Raw genomic sequence first — 20,977 nt, forward strand, 5'->3', positions numbered from 1 at the left:
GGGGCGCCGGTGAAATCGGCATGAACGCCTATGTCTATGGCTACGGGCCGGAGGGTAAGGAGCGGCTGATCGTGGTCGATCTGGGCGTGACCTTCCCAGACATGGACACGACCCCGGGCGTCGATCTGATCATGGCCGATCTCGCCTGGCTGGAGGAGAACGTCGACCGGATCGACGCGATCTTCATCACCCATGCGCATGAGGACCATATCGGCGCGCTGCCGCATTGGTGGCCGCGGCTGCGCAAGCCGGTCTATGCGCGCAAGTTCACCGCCCGGATCGGCACGATGAAGCTCGAGGAGGCGGGCCATCCGTCGGATACCGTCACCGTGGTGGAGCCGCGCCCGCAGGTGATCGAGGCCGGCCCGTTCAAGGTCCAGTTCGTGCCGCTGAGCCATTCGATCCCGGAAAGCTCCGCGCTGCTGATCGACAGCCCGGCCGGGCGCGTGGTGCATACGGGGGATTTCAAGCTCGACGGCAATCCGATCGTGGGCGAGCCCTTCGATCCGCTGCTCTGGCACGAGATCGCGCATGAGGCGGGCGGGGTGAAGGTGCTGGTGTGCGATTCCACCAACGTGTTCTCGCCCAATCCGGGGCGGTCGGAGGCGACGCTGGCCGAGCCGCTGCGCGATTTCATCGCGGCGCAGAAGGGGATGGTGGTCGCGACCACCTTCGCCTCCAATATCGCGCGGCTGAAGACGCTGGCCGAGGCCGGGCGTGCGGCGGGCCGTTCGGTGTGCCTGCTGGGCCGGGCGATGAAGAAGATGGTCGCCGCAGCCGAGGAAACCGGCGTGCTCACCGGGATGCCGGGCACCGTCAGCCCGGAAGAGGCGCTGGAAATCCCGCGCGAGAACCTGCTGCTCCTGGTGACCGGATCGCAGGGCGAGCGCCGCGCCGCGACCGCTCAGCTCAGCCGCGGTAAATATCTCGGGCTGGAGCTGAAATCGGGCGACAGTTTCCTGTTCTCCTCGCGGGTGATTCCGGGCAACGAGCGCCCGGTGATCCGCATCATCAACAATTTCTCGGAGATGGGCGTCGATGTCTTCGACGACACCAGCGGCCTCTACCACGTTTCGGGCCATGCCAACCGGCCGGATCTGGAGGCGGTGCACGACCTGCTGCGCCCGAAGATCCTGATCCCGATGCATGGCGAGCACCGCCACCTGCGCAAGCATGCAAAAATCGCGCGGGCGAAGGGGATCGCGGCCGAGGTCGCGACGAACGGCACCATGCTCGATCTCTCGGGCGAGGCGCCGCGCGTCGTGGAATATATCGAGGCCGGGCGGACCTATCTCGATGGATCCGTCCTGATCGGCTCGATGGATGGTGTCGTGCGCGACCGGATCCGGATGGCGCTGAACGGGCAGGTGCTGATCACGGTCATCATCGACGAGGACGACCAGCCGCTTGGTGAACCCTGGGTGGAGATGGTCGGCCTCCCAACCCGCGGCCGCACCGGCATGGATCTGACCAAGCAGATCGAAGAAGAGCTCGCCGATTTCCTGGAGCGTGCTTCGGAGAAGATCATCGCCTCCGATGAGAAGCTCGATGAGGCGATGCGGCGGATTTCGCGTCAGGTGACGATGGAGGAGATCGGCAAGAAGCCGGAGGTCGTCGTCGTCGTGTCGAGGCTGATGGCAGAATAGGACCAAATATCCGAATGGGGAGCATGTTCCTGAAATTCGGACCGTGAAGCAGTGATGATCTGAAGTCTCCTTGTCTCTAGGTACGAGGAGACTTCAGATAATGTCGATGCGCTGAAACCACGACGCGGGCGTCAAAGCCCGCATGGCGCCGAAAGCCGTGACGGGCGCGCACCGCGTCGGAACTGGTAACGGACTGCGGTGTGCGTCCGGGATGATACTTCACCGAAAGAAAGCCTTGCTCGAGGGCGCATCGGATATCTTCGATCGCGGCGGGAAGAGGCGGGTGAGGTCGACGAGGCGTCAGTGCCGTCGCTGCGAGCCAAGATTTTCATCGGGCGGTTCTGTGGGTCTCTGAGGTAGGGGCGCGTCGACTTGCAAGCCTCGGACGCTGGCTCGCAGGCCAAGATTTGAGTCGGCCGCCCGATCGCCTTCCAACGATCTATCGCCCCTACCCACACCGCCCGAGACGGACAGCCGCGCGCGGTCGTCCACTTCAGCACCATCGAAACCGCGCAGCAGGCGCAGGCAGTAACCCAAATTTCCCCAAGGATTGTCCGGGAACTGGCGCAGCTTAATAGCAAAGGCCCCGGTCGCGCGAGCGGGGCCTTTCCATCTGCGGGGGAGCGTCCGAAGCCGGATCAGGCTTCGGAGGGCTCGCTCACATCCTCGGCGACCTCTTCCACCGGCTTCGACGGGCGGAACGAGCGCAGCAGGAAATCGGGCACATGGTCGCCCATGCCGACGACCACCGGGCCATCGTCACGGTCGCGGCCGCGATGACGCTCGCGGCGCTCCTCGCGGCGGGGCGCTTCGGGCAGCGGGATCGGCGCTTCGGCCTCGACCACGGCTGCGGCTGCGGGCTCCGGGCGGCGGCGCTCCCGATCCCGATCCCGGTCGCGATCACGATCCTTGTCGCGCTCGCGTCCGCGGCCCCGGCCACCGCCGCGGCGCTCCTTGTCTTCATACTGCTTCGGCTCGCGATGCGCGGCCTCGGAGAGGGTGAAGCCCTCCGGCGTCTCGGTGCGCGGGATCTCGATCTTCACCAGATGCTCGATCTGGCTCAGATACTTGTCGTCCGCGGGAGTCGCGATCGAATAGGCCGTGCCCTTGCGCCCGGCGCGCCCGGTCCGGCCGATGCGGTGGACGTAATCCTCCGCATGGCTGGGCAGGTCGTAGTTGAACACATGGCTCACCGCTGGAATGTCCAGCCCGCGCGCGGCCACGTCGGAGGCCACCAGCAGCTGCAGTTTGCCCTCGCGGAAATCGTCGAGCGTGCGCATCCGCTGCGATTGCTCCAGATCGCCATGGATCGGCGCCGCATCGAACCCGTGCGTCTTGAGCGACTTCGCGACGATATCCACATCGACCTTGCGGTTGCAGAAGATGATCGCGTTGGTGCAGGCTTCGCCCTCGGCCTGGATCAGCGCGCGCAGCAGCTCGCGCTTCGCCTTGGCGGCCTGGTCCTTGCGCGGCGGCGTGATCTGCACGAGCTTTTGCGTGATCGTGTCGGAGGTGGTGGCCTGACGGGCCACCTCGACCCGTGCGGGCGCATGCAGGAAGGTGTTGGTGATGCGCTCGATTTCGGGCGCCATCGTGGCCGAGAAGAACAGCGTCTGCCGGGTGAAGGGCGTCAGCTGGAAGATCCGCTCGATATCCGGGATGAAGCCCATGTCGAGCATGCGGTCGGCTTCGTCCACCACCATGATCTGCACGCCGGTGAGCAGCAGCTTGCCGCGCTCGAAATGGTCGAGCAGCCGGCCCGGGGTCGCGATCAGCACATCGACGCCGCGGTCGATCAGCTTGTCCTGCTCGCCAAAGCTCACGCCCCCGATCAGGAGCGCCTTGGTCAGCTTCGTGTATTTGGCATAGACGTCGAAGTTCTCGGCGACCTGGGCTGCCAGTTCGCGCGTGGGCGCGAGCACCAGCGAGCGCGGCATCCGCGCGCGGGCGCGCCCGGTTGCGAGCCGGGTGATCATCGGCAGGGTGAAGGAGGCGGTCTTGCCGGTGCCGGTCTGGGCGATACCCAGCACATCGCGGCCTTCAAGGGCAGGGGGGATCGCCCCTTCCTGAATCGGCGTGGGCTGCTCATATCCCGCTTCGGCCACGGCCTTCAGCACATCGGGGTCAAGATTCAGCTCGGAAAATTTCGTCATTTGCGTCCTGATACGGCACGGATCGGTTCCATGCAGGTGGGGGGACGCAAATCTCCGGGCGTCCCGGGCGAAGTGCCGCCGGGGTGCGGCACAGCGTTCCCTACTGCAAAACCCTTGCCGCGTCAACAAACTGGCCCGTTTCTTCGGGCGGGGGGGTGCGATGGTTGACGCCGCGCCCGCCCTCTGGCAGGGGAGAGGCAACAGAGGAAGCCGAAAATGAACCTGTTTGCCGATATGCGCGTGGCGGTGATTGCCGCGCTGGATCAGATGGTGGCCGAGGGTGCGCTGCCCGCCGGGCTCGATATGTCCAACGTCGCGGTGGAGCCTCCGCGCGACGCGCTGCATGGCGATATGGCCACCAATGCCGCTATGGTGCTGGCAAAGCCCGCCGGCGTGAAGCCGCGCGATATTGCCGATGCGCTGGCCGCGAAGCTGGCGGCCGATGGGCGGATCGTGGCGGCCGAAGTGGCCGGCCCGGGCTTCCTGAACCTGCGCCTCGCGCCTTCGGTCTGGGCGGATGTGACCCGGGCTGCGCTGGCGGAAGGGGTGGAATATGGCCGCTCGGGCCTCGGCCGGGGCGTGAAGGTCAATGTGGAATATGTGTCGGCGAACCCGACCGGGCCGATGCATGTGGGCCATACCCGCGGCGCGGTCTTCGGCGATGCGCTGGCCTCGCTCCTGGCCTTCGCGGGCTATGAGGTGACGCGCGAATACTACATCAACGATGGCGGCGCGCAGGTGAACGTGCTCGCGCGCTCGGCCTATGAGCGCTACCGCGAGGCGAACGGGCTCGAGCCCGAGATCCGCGAGGGGCTCTATCCGGGCGATTACCTGATCCCCGTCGGCGAGGCGCTGAAGGCGAAATATGGCGCGAGCCTGCTGGAGCGGCCCGAAGCCGAATGGCTGGCGGAGGTGCGCGAATTCGCCACCGCCGCGATGATGGAGATGATCCGCGGCGATCTGGCGCTCCTCAATGTGAAGATGGACGTCTATTCCTCGGAAAAGGCGCTCTATGGTACCGGCAAGATCGAGGCGGCGCTGGCGCAGCTGAAGGCGCAGGGTCTGATCTACGAGGGCGTTCTGGAGCCGCCGAAGGGCAAGCTGCCCGAGGATTGGGAAGAGCGCGAGCAGACCCTGTTCCGCTCCACGGCGTTTGGCGATGACGTTGACCGCCCGGTGCAGAAATCGGACGGTAGCTGGACCTATTTCGCCCCCGACATCGCCTATCACTTCGACAAGGTCGAGCGCGGCTTCGATATGCTGATCGATGTGTTCGGCGCCGATCATGGCGGCTATGTGAAGCGGATGAAGGCGGCGGTGGCCGCTTTGTCGAACAACCGGGTGCCGCTCGATATCAAGCTGATCCAGCTGGTGAAGCTGTTCAAGAACGGCGAGCCCTTCAAGATGAGCAAACGCGCGGGCACCTTCGTGACCCTGCGCGACGTGGTGGAGCAGGCGGGCGCCGATGTGACGCGCTTCCACATGCTGACCCGCAAGAACGACGCGCCGCTGGATTTCGACTTCGACAAGGTTCTGGAGCAATCCAAGGACAATCCGGTGTTCTATGTGCAATATGCCCATGCGCGGGTGCGCTCGGTGCTGCGCAAGGCGGCGGAGCAGGGCGTGGACGTGACGCCCGCTGCCCTCGCGCGTGCGGATCTCTCCGGCAATACCCATGAGGCGGAGCTCGCGCTCGCGAAGAAGATCGCGGAATGGCCGCGGCAGGTGGAAATTGCCGCCCGCGCGAACGAGCCGCACCGGGTGGCCTTCTTCCTCTATGAAATCGCCTCCGATCTGCATGCGCTGTGGAATCGCGGCAATGACGAGGCGCAGCTGCGCTTCGTGCAGGAAAATTCCGACATCACGGCGGCGAAAATCGCCTTGGCTTCGGCCTGCGCGGTTGTCATTTCGGCGGGCCTTGGTATTCTTGGCGTGACCCCGGCGGAAGAGATGCGCTGAAGCGCGCCGCCCCGGGATCGAGGCAGAGACCGGTAAACGGCGGCGAGGCGAGCATGGTCAGCACACAAGGCCGCGATGACGGCTATGGTCCGGGTGGCTATGGCTCCGGGCGGGATCCGGAGGGGCGCAGCTTTGCGGAGCCCGTGTCCCGCTGGGTCAATATGGCCGGCGCGGCCACATCCGTCGCGCTGATCCTCGGGGTCGTGGTCTGGGGCTACAAGCTTGCGGTGCGCGATGTGGCTGGGGTTCCGGTGATCCGCGCGATCGAGGGGGCGGCGCGCATCGCGCCCGAGGACCCGGGCGGCGATCTGGCGCGGCATGTCGGGCTTTCGGTGAACGAGGTTGCGGGCAAGGGGCTGGCGGCGCCTGGGCCGGAGCGCGTGGTGCTTGCGCCTGCGCCCGAGGGCCTCGCGCAGGAAGATATGCCGATGTCGGGGGTGAAGGCGCTGGTGCGGGTGAACCGCAACGAGCCCGAGGCGCTGACCGAGGCCGAGCCCGCCACGGCGCCGGTGCCGGTCGTGGAGCAGGGGACCGCGCTGGCCGTAGATAGCGAGGCCCTGCCGATCGACAGCCCCGAAGCCATGGAAGGCGCCGCAGCGGCGCAAATCCGCGCGGCCGCGGCCGAAGCCGCGAAGGTGCGCCCGATGCCGCGCGTGGTGCCCGAGCTGCGCAAGGATGCGGTGGCCAAGATCACCACAGAGACTGCGTCCTCGCCCGAGGCCGTGCCCGCGAGCGAGCCGGGGCTGAAAACCTCGCCGCGCCCGGTGATGCGCCCGGCGCGCGCGCCGATTGCCAAGGTGAAGCCAGCGGAAACGCCTGCGCCCGCCAGCAAGGCCGCGGCGGTGATCGAGGTCGATCCCGCGACGCTGCCCGAGGGCACCCGCGTCGTGCAGATCGGCGCCTTCGAGACGCCGGAGCTCGCCCGCGCCGAATGGGAGCGGGTCGCCGCGAAATTCGGCACCGAGCTTGCCAGCAAGCGCCGCATCGTGCAGGAGGCCGTCTCTGGCGGGCGCACCTTCTATCGCCTGCGTGCCGAAGGCTTCCCCACCGTGGACGATTCCCGCCGCTTCTGCGCGGCGCTGGTCGAGGGTGGCATCAACTGCATTCCGACGGTCGCGCGCCGATCCTGGGCTGCGCGGGGGCGCAGCTTGGCGCCGATGAGCGCGCCTTCTTCCGCGAGGCCGCCCCGTGGGGCTTCATCCTGTTCGGCCGCAATGTCGAGACGCCGGACCAGCTCCGCCGGCTCACCGCGGAGCTGCGCGCGGCGGTGGGGCGCGACTGTGTGATCCTGATCGACCAGGAGGGCGGCCGGGTGCAGCGCCTGCGCGCGCCCTATTGGCGCGAATGGCTGCCGCCGCTGGAGCAGCCGGGCGGGGCGCGCGGGCACTGGCTGCGCGCGCGGCTGATGGCGGAGGAGCTGCGTGCCGTGGGCATCGACGGCAATTGCGCGCCGACCTGCGATGTGGCCGGGCCACAGACCCATCCGTTCCTGCGCAACCGCTGCCTCGGCACCGATCCGCAGACCGTCGCCGTGCTGGCGCGCGCACTGGCGGAGGGGCTGCTGGCGGGCGGCGTCCTGCCGGTGATGAAGCATATGCCGGGCCATGGCCGCTCCACCGCGGACAGCCATCTGCACCTGCCGGTGGTCACCGCCTCTGCCGCGGAGCTGGAGGCGGATTTCGCGCCCTTCCGCGCGCTCAACGACCTGCCGATGGGGATGACCGCCCATATCCGCTTCACCGCGCTGAACGATGCCCCCGCGACGCAATCCGCGCGGATGATCGGGCTGATCCGCCAGCATATCGGCTTCGACGGGCTGTTGATGACGGATGATATCGCCATGCAGGCCCTCTCGGGCGGGATGGGCGCGCGCGCGGAGGCCTCCATCGCGGCGGGCTGCGATCTGGTGCTGCATTGCAATGGCGACCCTGCAGAGATGGCGCAGGTCGTGGCCGGGGCGGGCGCGCTCGGGCCGGAGGCTGCCCGGCGCGCGGCGGCGGCGCTTGCGCGGCGGCAGGCCTCGGAGCCGGTTGACATCGCGGCGCTGGATGCCGAACTTGGGGCTTTGCTGGGCTGAGGCACCATGGCTGAGGAACCCCATCTGTTCGAGGCGACGAGCGTCAGCGAGCGCCTCGCCGCCGAGGCGCTGATCGTCGATGTCGATGGCTATGAGGGCCCGCTCGACCTGCTGCTCACGCTGTCGCGGACGCAGAAGGTCGATCTGCGGCGGATCTCGGTGCTGCAGCTGGCCGAGCAATATCTGATCTTCGTGGAGCAGGCGAAGGCGCTGCGCATCGAGCTCGCGGCGGATTATCTGGTGATGGCGGCCTGGCTCGCCTTCCTGAAATCGCGCCTGCTGCTGCCCCCCGATCCCACCGCCGAAGGCCCGAGCGCCGAGGACCTCGCCGCGCATCTGGCGTTCCAGCTGGAGCGGCTGCAGGCGATGCGCGAGGCGGCGGCGCAGCTGATGGCGCGCGACCAGCTCGGGCGCGATTTTTTCGCCCGCGGCGAGGAGCAGGGCATTGCCCGCCTGCGCCGCGTAAGCTTCACCGCGAGCCTGCTGGACCTGATGCAGGCCTATGCCCGCATCCGCACCCGCGACGAATTCCGCCCCTATGCCTTCGACCGCAAGGACCTGTTCACCATGGAGCAGGCGCTGGAGCGGATGCGCGGCATCGTGGGCTTCGCGGGGGACTGGACCGACCTGATCCAGTACCTCCCCGCGGACTGGACCGACGATCCGAAGCGGCGCCGCACCGCGACCGCCGCCACCTTCGCGGCTTCGCTCGAACTCGCCAAGCAGGGCCAGATCGAGATCCGCCAGCGCGAGACCTTCGCGCCGATCACGATCCGCGCCCGCAAGACCCCGAGGGGAGAATGACCAAGACCGAAACATCGCTGTTCGCGGCCCCGCCGATGGCAGAGCAGGAGCGGATGGTGGAGGCCATGCTGTTTGCCTCCGCCGCGCCGCTGAGCCTGCGCGACATGGAAGCGCGGATGCCGCATGGCTGCGACGCGGCCGAGGCGCTGGCCTATCTGCGCCGCCGCTACGAGGGGCGCGGGGTGAATGTGGTGCGCGTGGGGGACGCCTGGGCATTCCGCACCGCGCCGGACCTCGGCTTCCTGATGAGCCACGAGACGGTGGAGCAGAAGAAGCTCAGCCGGGCCGCCATCGAGACGCTGGCAATCGTGGCCTATCACCAGCCGGTGACGCGGGCCGAGATCGAGGAGATCCGCGGCGTGGCGGTGTCGCGCGGGACGGTGGACCAGCTCCTGGAGCTTGGCTGGATCCGCTTCGGGCGGCGGCGCATGACGCCCGGGCGCCCGGTGACCTTCGTGGTGACAGAGACCTTCCTCGATCACTTCGGGCTGGAAACCGCGCGCGACCTGCCGGGACTGAAGGAGCTAAGGCAGGCAGGGCTGCTCGATAACCGCCCGATGCCCGGCATGGACGCCGAAGACGACGATGACGGCGACGAGACCGGACAGACCGAGATGTTCGAGGAATAGGGCCGCTTTCACGCGGCCTTGGGAGCAGGGAGAGTGCCTCAGCCCGCGCGGAAGTTCTTCGCGAGCTTCAGGCCCTGGCCCTGATAGTTCGAGGCAATTCCGGCGCCATAGAGCCGCTCCGGGCGCGCCTGCATCCGCTCATAGACCAGACGGCCGACGACCTGCCCATGCTCCAGCACGAAGGGCGCCTCGTGGCAGCGCACCTCCAGCACGCCGCGTGAGCCCTGCCCCTGGCCATGGCCGAAGCCCGGATCGAAGAACCCTGCGTAATGGACGCGGAATTCGCCGACCATGGCAAGGTAGGGCGCCATTTCGGCGGCGAAATCGGGCGGAATCGTCACCGCCTCGCGGCTGACGAGGATGTAGAAGGCGCCCGGGTCCAGGATCAGGCGGCCATCGCGGCTGTGCAGCTCCTCCCAGAAATCGGAGGCCGGATAATGCGCGATGCGCTCGAGATCGATGACCCCGGTATGGGGCTTTGCGCGGTAGCCTACCAGCGCGCCCGCCTCCGGGCGCAGATCCACGGAGAAGCCGAGGCCACCGTCGATCACCGCTTCGCCCGAGACCAGCGGCTCGGCGCTGTGCAGCGCCTTCAGCTCCGGGTCGGTGAGCGCGGCGGGGCCATGGCGGAAGCGGATCTGGTTCAGCCGCATGCCGGGGCGCACCAGCACCGAAAAGCTGCGCGGGCAGATCTCCGCGTAGAGCGGGCCGGTGTAGCCCTCGGGGATCCGGTCGAATTCGGTGCCGCCATCGGTGATCACCCGGGTCAGCAGATCGAGCCGGCCGGTGGAGCTTTTGGCATTGGCGACGGCGGTGACGCCCGCGGGCAGCGCCAGCCCCTCGACCAGCGGCACGATATAGACGCAGCCCTTCTCCAGCACCGCACCATTGCCGAGATCCATGCGGTGCATTTCGAATTCGGCGATGCGCGCATCGACGCGGGTGCCGCGGCCGGCGAGGAACGAGGCCCGGATCCGGTAGGCCGTCTGCCCGAGCCGGAGATCGAGGCTCGCGGGCTGGATCTGTGCTTCGGTGACGGGAAGGGCGGCGGTGATGCCGCCGCGGGAGATCATCGCGCGGATCGCGCTGTCGGGCAGGACACCGGGCATCTGACCTCCTCCTATGCGAACGCCCACCCCGGAGGGTGGGCGTTTCGGTTTTGGTCGGGCCGGAGAGATTCGAACTCTCGACCTTCCGCCCCCCAGACGGACGCGCTAACCAGGCTGCGCCACGGCCCGACGAGGGGCATATAGAGGCATCCGGGCTGCGGGCGCAAGCGGCAAAACGCATCTTTTCGCACGGAGCTTCGGTGGGGGCGCGGATCGGCCCCGGGGCGCTGCCATGGGGCCACGCCCGCAACGCAGCCGCTTAGCACCGCCCGTTGCTGTGGGGCGTGACGGGGCCCTTTCAGATTGGCGCCGGCACGCCGCCGCGGGGCCACGCCCGCAACGCAGCCACTGCAGGGCGTGCCGCGGCCTTTCAGATCAGCCCCGCGGGGCCGCCATGCGGTCGCGTAAATTACGCAAGCGGTCCTGAAGCGAGAGCAGCCGCAGCCGCTCCAGCGGATCGAGGCGCCCCGGGGGAATGCTGCGCAGACGGCTCAGCAGCATGCGAATGTCGCGCGGGGCGGCCGCGGGCTCCGGCGCGCGCGCGGGAGGCGGCGCAACAGGCGTGCGGCCATCATAGAGCAGATGCACGACACGCTGCAGCGGCTCCGCCTCGGGCACATCGAGCGCCATCGGCGCCTCGTCCTCGATCAGCGTCTCGTCGGGCGTTTCGAACAGCGAGCCTTGCCGCCAGGGCGGCGGGGGCGCGGGGGCTGCGGGCTCAGGCACGGGCTGGATTTGGATCGTCGCCAGAGCCATCACATGCTCGGTGCCGCGCTCCTTCAGGAGCTTCTGCACGCCGCGGATGGTGAGGCCGTCCTCATGCAGCAGGCGCTTGATCCCGCCCAGCAGCACCACATCGGCGGGGCGGTAATAGCGCCGCCCGCCCGCGCGCTTCACCGGCTTCACCTGCGGGAATTTGCCCTCCCAGAAGCGCAGCACATGCGTGGGCGTTCCGAGCAGGTCGGAGACTTCGGAGATGGTGCGGAAGGCCTCGGCCGATTTGGTCATCGCGGCGGTCCTGTCGTCGCTGCGGCCGGGGCCGCTCAGCCTGCGTTGCCTGCGGCGACGCGGTCCTTCATCAGATGCGAGGGCCGGAACGACAGCACGCGGCGCGGGCTGATCGGCACTTCCTCGCCGGTTTTCGGGTTGCGCCCCATGCGCGAGGACTTGGCCCGCACCGAAAAGGTGCCGAAGGACGAGATCTTCACCGTCTCGCCCCGGACCAGCGCGTCCGACATATGTTGCAGGACGCTCTCCACCAGCTGTGCGGATTCGTTGCGCGAGAGCCCGACCTCCCGGAACACGGCTTCGCTCAGGTCCATACGCGTCAGCGTCTTCTCGGACATCATTTCCTCCGGAACTTTCCCCGCACGATGGGGGCAATGAATTCCCGAGTCAATATCAATGGCTTGCGCGCCGGGGCCGCAGAGCCGATTCGCCTACCAGCGCAGCACCACGGAGCCCCAGGCGAGGCCGCCGCCGATGGCTTCGGTCACCACCACATCGCCCTGCTTGATCTGGCCACGCGCCGTGCCGACGGAAAGCGCCAGCGGGATCGAGGCCGCGGAGGTATTGCCATGATCCTGCACGGTGACGACGACCCGCTCCATCGGCACGTTCATCCGCTCCGCCGTGGCGGTGATGATGCGCAGATTCGCCTGATGCGGTACGATCCAGTCCACCGCGCCGCCATCCAGCCCGGCCTTGTCGAGCGCGGTATGGGCGGTCTCGGCAAGCTTCTGCACCGCATGCTTAAACACGGCATTGCCCTGCATCCGCAGATGGCCCGCCTGGCCGTTGCTGGACACGCCGCCATCGACATAGAGGATCTCGCGGTAGCGCCCGTCGGAATGCAGATCCACCGAGAGGATGCCGCGGTCCCCGGCGGTGCCGCTGCCTTCGGCGGCCTCCAGCACCAGCGCGCCCGCGCCATCGCCGAACAGCACGCAGGTGCCGCGGTCGGTCCAGTCCATGATCCGCGAGAAGGTCTCGGCGCCGATCACGAGGACCCGGGTCGCCTGGCCCGAGAGGATCAGCCCGTTGGCATTGGCGAGCGCGAAGACGAAGCCCGCGCAGACGGCCTGTACGTCATAGGCAAAGCCCGTGGTGCTGCCGAGCCCGGCCTGGACCATGGTCGCGACGGAGGGGAAGGTGAAATCTGGCGTCGAGGTCGCGACGACAATCGCGTCGATATCGGTGGCCGCGAGGCCCGCATCGGCGAGCGCGGCTTGGGCCGCCTTCACCGCCAGCTGCGAGGTGGTCTCGCCCTCGGCCGCGAAATGCCGCCGCTCGATTCCGGTGCGGGTGCGGATCCATTCATCGGTCGTGTCGAGGGACGCCTCGAATTCGGCGTTCTCGACGACACGCTCCGGAAGGTAGTGGCCGACACCCCGGACCACGGCTCGTTTTATCATTTGGCGGACTCGTTGCTGGCCTCTCCCGAGGGGGCATCCTGCCCTGCCGGCACGGCAGAGGCAACCCGCGCCGCCAGCCTTTCGGCAAAGCCCGAGCGGGCGAGGCGCGCGGCGAGGTTCAGCGCGGCAGCCACCCCCGTCGCATCGGCGGAGCCATGCGACTTCACCACCGTGCCATTCAGCCCGAGGAACACCCCGCCATTGGCCCGGCGCGGATCAATCCGCGCGCTCAGCCGTTTCAGTGCCGCCATGGCCAGGAGCGCGCCGAGCTTCGCGAGCCAGGAGGAGGTCAGCGCCTCCTTCAGCAGCCGCGAGGCCATCTTGGCGGTGCCCTCGCCGGTCTTCAGCGCGACATTGCCGGTGAACCCGTCGGTGACGATCACATCGACCCGTTCGGAGGGCAGATCGTTGCCCTCGACGAAGCCGATGAATTCATAGCCGCCGCGCTCCTGCGCTGCGCTCAGCAGCTCATGAGCCGCGCGCAGCTCCGCATTGCCCTTGTGCTCCTCGGTGCCCACGTTCATCAGCCCGACCCGCGGCCGCTCCAGCCCGAGCGCGTTGCGCGCATAGGAGGCGCCCATCAGGCCATAGGTGAGCAGGTCCGGCGCATCCGCCTTCACATCGGCGCCCATGTCGAGCATGACGTTCCAGCCGCTCGCGTTGAAAGAGGGCCAGAACGAGGCGATCGCAGGGCGGTTCACGCCGGGCAGCTTGCGCAGCCGCAGCATGGACACCGCCATCAGCGCCCCGGTATTGCCGCAGGAGACCGCCACCGCGGCCTCATGCGTGCGCACCGATTCCACGGTCGACCACATCGATGTATCGGAGCCGCGCCGCATCACCTGCGCGGGCTTGTCATGCATCGTCACCACGCCCTCGGCATGGCGCAGCGTGCAGATGCCCGCCAGCCCGTGCTGCGCGATCAGCGGGGTGAGCTCGCTTTCGCGGCCATGCACGACGAAGCGCAGGGCAGGGTCCGCGCGCCAAGCGCGTGCGATGCCGTCAACGACGGCGGAGGGGCCCAGATCACCACCCATCGCATCGACAGAGATGACAACGGCGCCGGAATGCTCCGGCGCCCCGGCCGCGGTATCGCGGCCTTGCGTCATCGCTTTGTCGAGCTGGCCCTGGACCGGCTTCTGCTCCTGTTCAGGCAGCATCTCGGCGGTACACGGGCGACGGGCTTACGCCGCGTCGTCGTCCAGATCGACCTCGGCAGCTTTCGCCACCACTTCGCGGTCATCGTAGTGACCGCAAGCGCCACAAACGTGGTGCGGGCGCTTCAGTTCGCCACAGTTCGGGCATTCCGCCGGATTGCCGGCGACAAGAGCATCATGCGCGCGGCGCATGTTGCGGCGGGAGCGCGTGACTCGGTTCTGCGGGACAGCCATGTCTCAACCTCGGTGCTATGCGGGCCAAGGCCCTGATTATCCTGGAGTAACGTCACCGGCGCCAAGTGATTTGCCGGGTGCGAACCCTAACTCGAATGAGGCCGGGAACATACTGCGATTTCTTTCGGTTGCAAGCCCTTTCTTGCACCCTTCGTGCAGGGCCGCCCTGCGGCGCCTGGCGCGCCGCAAAACAGGTCATTCGCCGCTTTTCTTGCCATCGAGCAGGCTGCGCAGATTGGCGAAGGGGCGGGTGTCCTCGTCTTTCAGCGGGGCCACGCCCGGCTCCGTGGCCTGGGTTTCGCCGAATTCGGCGCCGGTGGCGCGCGGGTACAGCGGCAGCGCGAGCTCCAGCGCCTCCAGCGCCACCGTGGCCAGATCGACGACCGCCGGCAGCGGCTCGGCGCTGTCGTCTTCGGGCATCTCCATCTCGTCGCCCTCGGGCTCGGGCATATCGGCAAGATACCGCCGCTCCACGTTCTCGGCGAGGCCGCTCACCACCGGCGCCAGCGTCACCACGCAGGGCTGCTCCACCTCGGCGGTGAACACGGCCGTGAGCGCCCAGTCGCTGCGCCCCTTCGGCGTCAGCTCGCCCTTCAGGCGCAGCGCGTTCAGCGCCGTGATCCCGGCCCATTCGGCAATGGCGGCGCGGGTCTTCGGGTCTGGTTTCAGGTCGAAGCGCGTGGGCTTGCGCGCGGCCAGATCCGCGATGCGGACCGGGTGGCTCCAGGGCATGGGGGCGTCGGAATCGGTCATCGCTTGTCCTTGTCTGGGGCCGCCCCAAGGGTGCTTGAGGGTCGGGCCGGGTTGTTGTAATCGGGATAAAAGGCCGCAGGCCACGAGGCAAGAGGGGTATGCAGGTGAGCAGCTTTACCGTGACGCTGGGGCGGCGCGCTGCACTGGCGCTGGCGTTTGGCGCGGCCCTGGCGGCGGCCGGTTGTACGACGATGTATCGCAACCACGGCTATGTCCCGATCGAGGAAGACCTGGCGAAGATCGTCGTCGGCAAGAGCACCCGCGACCAGGTGGCGGAGGCGGTGGGCAAGCCGAGCTCCACCGGCGTCCTTGAGGGCGGCAACTGGTATTACGTCGGCTCGCGCTGGAAATATTACGGCCCGTTCCGCCCCGAAGAGATCGTCCGTCAGGTCGTCGCCATCACTTTCGATCCGCGCGGCATCGTCGAGAACGTGGAGCGCTTCGGGCTCGAACGGGGCGAGGTCGTGGTGGTGTCGCGGCGCGTGACCGAGACGAATATCAAGGGCATCGGCATCGTGCGCCAGTTGATGGGCAGCGTGGGCCGCGTGAATGCGGGCGAGCTGCTCGACAACCGCTGAGGCTTTCGCTTTCGCGACATGTTCGTGCGGCATAATATCGGGTGGGAAGCCGTGCCGGAGGTGTCGATGCTTGCCTTGTCCCGTGGGCGCTATGGCGCCCGTTTCGCCGAGAGCGCCGAGGATCTGCAGGCGGCGCAGGCGCTGCGCTGGCAGGCCTTCCTGGCCCGGCAGGGCGCGGGCAGCGGCAGCGATTCCGACCCGTTCGACACCCGCTGCCGCCACCTTCTGGTGGAGGAGCGGGCCACGGGGCGGCTGGTGTGCTGCCTCAGGATCCTGCCGCTGGCGGACGGATCGGCCATCGGCGAGACCTATTCGGCGCAGTTCTATGACCTCTCTGCGCTGCAGGGCTACCCCGGGCGGATGGCCGAAATGGGGCGGTTCTGCATTGCCGCCGAGTGCCGCGATCCGGAGATCCTGCGCACGGCCTGGGGCGCGCTTGCGCGCTATGTGGAGGCGGAGGGCATCGAGATGCTGTTCGGCTGCTCCTCCTTCGTCGGCACCGACTGGGAGCAGTACACCGATGCCTTCGTGCTGCTGGCGCAGAACCATCTGGCGCCGCGGCGCTGGTATCCGCGGATCAAGGCGCCGCAGGTGGTGCGTTATGCCCGCGCGCTGATCGGGCGCACGGGCGATCCGCGCCTCGCGATGCAGCGGATGCCGCCCTTGCTGCGCAGCTATCTCGCGATGGGGGGCTGGGTCAGCGATCATGCGGTGGTGGACCGCGATCTCGACACGCTGCATGTGTTCACCGGGCTCGAGGTCCGCGCGATCCCGGAGGCGCGGGTGCGGGCGCTGCGTCTTGCGGCCGGTTGACGTTTCGGCGCGGCGCTTGTAGCGCAGGGCCATGGCACGCGCACCCATTCTCCAGCTTTCCGGCATCTCGCTCACCTTCGGGGGCAATCCCGTCTTCGACGATCTCGATCTGGTCGTCCAGGGCGGCGACCGTGTGGCCCTGGTGGGCCGCAACGGCTCGGGCAAATCCACACTGATGAAGGTGATGGCCGGGCTGATCGAGCCCGACCGCGGCGCCCGCGTGGTGCCTGCGGGCACGCAGGTGGGCTATATGGAGCAGGAGCCGGATCTCTCGGCCTTTGCCACTCTGGGCGATTTCGCGGCCTCAGGCCTGCCCGAGGCGGAGCGCTACCGGGTGGATGTGGTGGCGGAGGGGCTGAAGTTCCGCCCCGATGCGCCGGTGGGCACGGCGTCGGGCGGGGAGCGGCGGCGCGCGGCGCTGGCGAAGCTTCTGGCCGAAGCGCCGGACCTGATGCTGCTCGACGAGCCGACGAACCACCTCGACATCGAGGCCATCGCCTGGCTGGAGCGCGAGCTGGCGGAGACCCGCACTGCCTATGTGCTGATCTCGCACGACCGCGCCTTCCTGCGCAACCTGACCCGCGCCACGCTCTGGATCGACCGCGGCCAGGTGCGGCGCCAGGAGCGCGGCTTCGAGGCCTTTGAGGACTGGCGCGAGCAGGTCTGGGCCGAGGAGGACGAAGCCCGCCACAAGCTCGACCGCAAGATCAAGGCCGAGGCGAAATGGGCCGTGGAGGGGATTTCCGCCCGGCGCAAGCGCAACATGGGCCGGGTGCGGGCGCTGCAGGACCTGCGCGCCGAACGCGCCGGGCAGATCCGCCGCCAGGGCGTGGCGGCGATGGAGCTCGATTCCGCGCCGCAATCGGGCAAGCGGGTGATCGAGGCGCGCGGCCTGACCAAGCATTTCGGCGACAAGACCATCGTGAAGGATTTCGACCTGCGGGTGATGCGCGGGGACCGCGTGGCCTTCGTCGGGCCGAATGGCGTCGGCAAGACCACACTGCTGAAGATGCTGACCGGCGAGATCGCGCCCGATGCGGGCACGGTGACGCTCGGCACCAATCTGGAGATCGCGGTCTTCGATCAGGCCCGCGCGACGCTCGATTTCAGCATGAGCCTGTGGGACGGGCTGGTGAACGATCCCGACATGCGGGTTTCGGGGCGCGCAGACCAGGTGATGGTGCGCGGCCAGCCGAAGCATGTGGTCGGCTATCTGAAGGAGTTTCTGTTCGACGAGGCGCAGGCGCGCGCGCCGATCGGCTCCCTTTCGGGCGGCGAGCGGGCGCGGCTGCTGCTGGCGCGGATCATGGCGAAGGCGTCGAACGTTCTGGTGCTGGACGAGCCGACCAACGATCTCGACGTGGAAACGCTGGACCTTTTGCAGGATATTCTGGGCGATTATGACGGCACCGTCCTGCTGGTGAGCCACGACCGCGATTTCATCGACCGGGTGGCGAGCACGACCATCGCCATGGAGGGCAATGGCCGGGCGACCGTCTATGCCGGCGGCTGGAGCGATTATCAGGCGCAGCGCGCGCTGACCGAGGCGCCCCCGCCGAAGGCCGCAGCCGCAGCGCCCGCGCCGAAGAAGGCCGAGCCTGCGCCCGCACCGAAGAAGGCCGCCGGGCTCAGCTTCACCGAGAAGCACCGGCTGGAGGCGCTGCCCGGCATCATCGAGAAGCTGGAATTCGAGATTGGCAAGCTCTCCGAGCTGCTCTCCGATCCCGATCTGTTCGGCCGCGAGCCGGTGAAATTCCGCAAGGCCACGGAAATGCTGGGCGAACGCCAAGCGGCGCTTTCGGCGGCGGAGGAGGAATGGCTGGCCCTGGAGGAGAAGGCCTCCTCCTGACGTGGCGTCATTTGCGCGCCTCCGCGCGGCGGTGCTAGCCTGCGCCCAAACTGGGAGGAGAGCATGACCAGATCCACCGGCCCGCTCGCGGGTCTGCGCCTTGTCGAGATATCGGGCCTCGGGCCCACGCCCTTCACCGCGCAGCTGTTTGCCGATATGGGCGCCGATGTGATCCGCATCGCGCGGCCGAATTCCGCAGGAGCCGCGAACCATGTGCTGGGGATGGAGAACGACCCGCTCGACCGTGGGCGCGACGTGCTGGAGCTGGATCTCAAAAGCGCGGAGGGGCTTGCGGTCGCGCGCAGGCTGATCGCGCGGGCCGATGCGCTGATCGAGGGGATGCGGCCCGGGGTGATGGAGCGGCTGGGCCTGGGCCCCGCGGATTTCCCCGAGAACCCGAAGCTGGTCTACGGCCGGATGACCGGCTGGGGGCAGAGCGGGCCGATGGCCGAGCGCGCCGGGCACGACATCAATTATGTTGCGCTTTCCGGGGCGCTGCATGCGATCGGCACGCCGGAGACGCCGGTCATACCGCTCAATCTGGTGGGGGATTTCGGCGGCGGGGCGATGTATCTGGCCTTCGGCATGATGGCGGCGCTGTGGCATGCGCGCGCGACCGGGCAGGGCCAGGTGGTGGATGCGGCGATCACCGACGGGGTCGGGCATCTTCTGGGGATGATCCATGGCATGGCGGCCAACGGGGTCTGGACCGATCACCGCGGCGGTAACCTGCTGGATGGCGGTGTGCCGTGGTATGGCGTCTATCCCTGCGCCGATGGGCGGCATATGGCGATCGGGCCGCTGGAGCCGAAATTCTGGCAGGAATTCCAGCAGAAGATGGGGTTTGCGCCCGGCGAGCTGCCGGACCGCGCCGACCACGCGGCCTGGCCTGCGCTGCGCGCTGCGATCGGGGCGCGGTTCCTGAGCCAGGGGCGGAGCTATTGGGAGGCGGTGTTCGAGGGCTCGGATGCCTGTGCGACGCCGGTGCTGTCGCTGGCGGAGGCGGTGATGCATCCGCATAACGTGGCGCGCCACGCCTATGTGCTGCATGAGGGGATGATGCAGCCCGCGCCCGCGCCGAAGCTCTCGGCCACGCCGGGCAGGATCGGGCCCGGATCGACGCGGCACCGGATCGCGGCGCAAGCGGTGCTGGCCCGCTGGGGCGGCTGACATAGGGCATCGGCGGATGCGAAGGGCCGGGGGGTGCGATTGGGCTTGACAGGCGGGCAGGCATCGCTCATACGCCCGTGACCCGGTGGAGGACTGCCTCTGGCCCGGGGGATTCTGTTTGAAACAACGCCCCGATGCGGGCGCGCTGTCCGAGGTGGGGGAAACCCCTGAACACCGCAAGGGACCACAGGGCGCGGCTGATACGAAGGAAAGACCCATGTTCGCGGTCCTGAAGACTGGCGGCAAGCAATATACGGTCCGCGCGGGCGATGTGCTCCGCGTCGAACTGATTGCGGCCGAAGCCGGTGAGAAAATCCAGTTCAACGAAATCCTGATGGTTGGCGGCGAGAGCCTGACCGTCGGCGCCCCGCTGGTCGAGGGTGCTGCGGTGGTGGCCGAAGTCATCGACACCATCAAGGCCGACAAGGTCATCACCTATCACAAGCGCCGCCGGAAGCATTCGTCGCAGCGCACCCGTGGCCACCGTCAGAAGCTGACGCTGGTGCGCGTGACCGAGGTTCTGGCCTCGGGCGCCGCGAAATCGGGCGTGAAGGAAGCCGTCGGCACCGCTGCTGCGCGCGTCGCCGCGCACGAAGCGAAGTAAGAGGAGGGCTAATCCATGGCTCACAAGAAAGCAGGCGGTTCGTCCCGTAACGGTCGCGACTCGGCCGGTCGTCGTCTGGGCGTGAAGCTCTACGGCGGTCAGGACGCGGTCTCGGGCAACATCATCGTGCGTCAGCGCGGCACCACTTGGTGGCCGGGCCTGGGCGTGATGATGGGCAAAGACCACACCATCTTCGCCGTCACCGAGGGCAAGGTCACCTTCAAGAAGGGCCTCAAAGGCCGCACCTTCATCTCGGTCCTCCCGGTTGCGGAGGCGGCCGAGTAAGCCCGCCCGGTACCCGGAAACAGATTTGGGGGATCGGCTGCGAGGCCGGTCCCCCTTTACATTTGCGCGGGTGCGACGGTTTCTTCAGGATTGGGGGGAACTAATTGATGGTAAATGGATTTTTTATCCGATTGTGCTTCACATTGTCATGAAGCTGACCGAAACTGCGACTAGGCCGGGGGAGGGCCTGCGTTCGAGGAGGAGCGCCAGATGTATCAAGAAGCGATCATGCAGCAACCGGTGATCGAGGCGGGGCGGTTCATCCTGCGCCCGCTGCGTAAATCGGACGCAGGGCTGATCAACATGTATACCGCCGACCGGCGCGTGGCGGAAGGGACGCGGGCCATCCCGCACCCCCTGCCGCCCGGAGCGACCGAGGCGTTCATCACCCGCGCCATGGCGGAAAAGCGCGCGGAGGATGTCTGGGCGATGGATGGCTCGGCCAACGGGCTGGCCGAAGTGCTGGGCATCGTCTCGCTGACGCGGATCGAGCCGGATCAATCCGAAGTGGGATTCTGGGTCGGCCCGGGGTTCTGGAACACGGGCTTTGCTTCGGAGGCAGTGCAGGCGCTGGTGGAGGCCAATCCGCATCAGTCGCGGACGCTGTTTGCCGAGGTGTTCCAGGACAATCCGGGCTCGGCGCGGGTGCTGAGCAACGCCGGGTTCGAATACCTGGGCGATGCCGAATGCTGGTCGGTGGCGCGCAATGCGCGGGTGCCGACCTGGACCTATCTGCGCAAGAT

General features: G+C 68.0%; 20 protein-coding genes, 1 tRNA gene and 1 pseudogene. 13 read left to right on the forward strand and 9 right to left on the reverse strand.

Features of this window, described 5'->3' with window-relative positions; all coding sequences use genetic code 11:
• The first annotated feature begins 20 nt into the window (after positions 1–20).
• A complete protein-coding gene (locus ACOMG5_RS04910) occupies positions 21–1,646 on the forward strand; it encodes a ribonuclease J (RefSeq protein ID WP_420342742.1) in 1,626 nt (541 codons plus the stop codon).
• A gap of 638 nt (positions 1,647–2,284) precedes the next feature.
• Here the strand turns inward: ACOMG5_RS04910 and ACOMG5_RS04915 are convergent.
• Entirely contained in the window at positions 2,285–3,799 is a 1,515-nt protein-coding gene (locus tag ACOMG5_RS04915) for a DEAD/DEAH box helicase (RefSeq protein ID WP_420342673.1), read from the reverse strand.
• A gap of 216 nt (positions 3,800–4,015) precedes the next feature.
• On the opposite strand from ACOMG5_RS04915, the gene argS reads away from it, so the two are divergent.
• From argS to scpB, 5 genes and pseudogenes are all read left to right on the forward strand, one after another.
• The gene (gene argS / locus ACOMG5_RS04920) at positions 4,016–5,758 is read left to right on the forward strand and encodes an arginine--tRNA ligase (protein ID WP_420342674.1); all 1,743 of its coding nucleotides are present in this window, start codon (positions 4,016–4,018) and stop codon (positions 5,756–5,758) included.
• 767 nt (positions 5,759–6,525) lie between these two features.
• Positions 6,526–6,804, forward strand: a pseudogene (locus ACOMG5_RS04925) (SPOR domain-containing protein); the annotation flags it as partial.
• A gap of 53 nt (positions 6,805–6,857) precedes the next feature.
• Positions 6,858–7,835: a glycoside hydrolase family 3 N-terminal domain-containing protein gene (locus ACOMG5_RS04930; protein ID WP_420342743.1), complete on the forward strand. Its 978-nt coding sequence runs from the start codon at positions 6,858–6,860 to the stop codon at positions 7,833–7,835.
• Positions 7,836–7,841: 6 nt separating this feature from the next.
• Positions 7,842–8,639 carry a segregation and condensation protein A gene (locus ACOMG5_RS04935; protein ID WP_420342675.1) on the forward strand — a complete coding sequence of 266 codons (798 nt, stop codon included), beginning with the start codon at positions 7,842–7,844 and terminating at the stop codon, positions 8,637–8,639.
• Entirely contained in the window at positions 8,636–9,268 is a 633-nt protein-coding gene (gene scpB, locus ACOMG5_RS04940) for an SMC-Scp complex subunit ScpB (RefSeq protein ID WP_420342676.1), read from the forward strand. The genes ACOMG5_RS04935 and scpB overlap by 4 nt, the downstream gene beginning before the upstream one ends.
• Before the next feature lie 38 nt (positions 9,269–9,306).
• Here the strand turns inward: scpB and ACOMG5_RS04945 are convergent, their stop codons facing one another.
• The 8 genes from ACOMG5_RS04945 to ACOMG5_RS04980 form a co-directional block, all read right to left on the reverse strand.
• Positions 9,307–10,377 (reverse strand): 2'-deoxycytidine 5'-triphosphate deaminase, encoded by a 1,071-nt coding sequence (locus tag ACOMG5_RS04945; protein ID WP_420342677.1) that lies wholly within the window; start codon positions 10,375–10,377, stop codon positions 9,307–9,309.
• 51 nt (positions 10,378–10,428) lie between these two features.
• A tRNA-Pro gene (locus tag ACOMG5_RS04950) sits at positions 10,429–10,506 on the reverse strand.
• 246 nt (positions 10,507–10,752) lie between these two features.
• Positions 10,753–11,385 carry a MerR family transcriptional regulator gene (locus ACOMG5_RS04955; RefSeq protein ID WP_420342678.1) on the reverse strand — a complete coding sequence of 211 codons (633 nt, stop codon included), beginning with the start codon at positions 11,383–11,385 and terminating at the stop codon, positions 10,753–10,755.
• A 35-nt stretch (positions 11,386–11,420) separates the two neighbouring features.
• Complete coding sequence (gene ihfA / locus ACOMG5_RS04960) at positions 11,421–11,723, reverse strand: integration host factor subunit alpha (RefSeq protein ID WP_420342679.1); 303 nt, start codon at positions 11,721–11,723, stop codon at positions 11,421–11,423.
• A gap of 93 nt (positions 11,724–11,816) precedes the next feature.
• Positions 11,817–12,791 carry a beta-ketoacyl-ACP synthase III gene (locus tag ACOMG5_RS04965; RefSeq protein ID WP_420342680.1) on the reverse strand — a complete coding sequence of 325 codons (975 nt, stop codon included), beginning with the start codon at positions 12,789–12,791 and terminating at the stop codon, positions 11,817–11,819.
• Positions 12,788–13,900, reverse strand: coding sequence for a phosphate acyltransferase PlsX (plsX, locus tag ACOMG5_RS04970; protein ID WP_420342744.1), 1,113 nt, complete (start codon positions 13,898–13,900; stop codon positions 12,788–12,790). The genes ACOMG5_RS04965 and plsX overlap by 4 nt, the downstream gene beginning before the upstream one ends.
• Positions 13,901–13,975: 75 nt before the next feature.
• Entirely contained in the window at positions 13,976–14,182 is a 207-nt protein-coding gene (gene rpmF / locus ACOMG5_RS04975; protein WP_420342681.1) for a 50S ribosomal protein L32, read from the reverse strand.
• A gap of 195 nt (positions 14,183–14,377) precedes the next feature.
• Positions 14,378–14,935: a YceD family protein gene (locus ACOMG5_RS04980; protein WP_420342682.1), complete on the reverse strand. Its 558-nt coding sequence runs from the start codon at positions 14,933–14,935 to the stop codon at positions 14,378–14,380.
• Positions 14,936–15,039: 104 nt separating this feature from the next.
• Here ACOMG5_RS04980 and ACOMG5_RS04985 point away from each other — a divergent pair, with 104 nt between their 5' ends.
• The 7 genes from ACOMG5_RS04985 to ACOMG5_RS05015 form a co-directional block, all read left to right on the forward strand.
• Positions 15,040–15,513 (forward strand): outer membrane protein assembly factor BamE, encoded by a 474-nt coding sequence (locus ACOMG5_RS04985; protein ID WP_420342683.1) that lies wholly within the window; start codon positions 15,040–15,042, stop codon positions 15,511–15,513.
• A 66-nt stretch (positions 15,514–15,579) separates the two neighbouring features.
• Positions 15,580–16,326, forward strand: coding sequence for a GNAT family N-acetyltransferase (locus ACOMG5_RS04990; RefSeq protein WP_420342684.1), 747 nt, complete (start codon positions 15,580–15,582; stop codon positions 16,324–16,326).
• Between the two features lie 31 nt (positions 16,327–16,357).
• Entirely contained in the window at positions 16,358–18,175 is a 1,818-nt protein-coding gene (locus tag ACOMG5_RS04995) for an ABC-F family ATP-binding cassette domain-containing protein (RefSeq protein WP_420342685.1), read from the forward strand.
• A 63-nt stretch (positions 18,176–18,238) separates the two neighbouring features.
• Positions 18,239–19,345: a CaiB/BaiF CoA transferase family protein gene (locus tag ACOMG5_RS05000; RefSeq protein ID WP_420342686.1), complete on the forward strand. Its 1,107-nt coding sequence runs from the start codon at positions 18,239–18,241 to the stop codon at positions 19,343–19,345.
• Between the two features lie 217 nt (positions 19,346–19,562).
• The gene (gene rplU, locus ACOMG5_RS05005; protein ID WP_420342687.1) at positions 19,563–19,949 is read left to right on the forward strand and encodes a 50S ribosomal protein L21; all 387 of its coding nucleotides are present in this window, start codon (positions 19,563–19,565) and stop codon (positions 19,947–19,949) included.
• Between the two features lie 15 nt (positions 19,950–19,964).
• A complete protein-coding gene (rpmA, locus tag ACOMG5_RS05010) occupies positions 19,965–20,234 on the forward strand; it encodes a 50S ribosomal protein L27 (RefSeq protein ID WP_420342688.1) in 270 nt (89 codons plus the stop codon).
• A gap of 210 nt (positions 20,235–20,444) precedes the next feature.
• Positions 20,445–20,977: GNAT family N-acetyltransferase (locus tag ACOMG5_RS05015; protein ID WP_420342689.1), on the forward strand; the 533-nt coding region annotated here is incomplete at its 3' end.

The organism is Paenirhodobacter sp. (assembly GCF_041916475.1).
Classification (GTDB): domain Bacteria; phylum Pseudomonadota; class Alphaproteobacteria; order Rhodobacterales; family Rhodobacteraceae; genus Rhodobacter.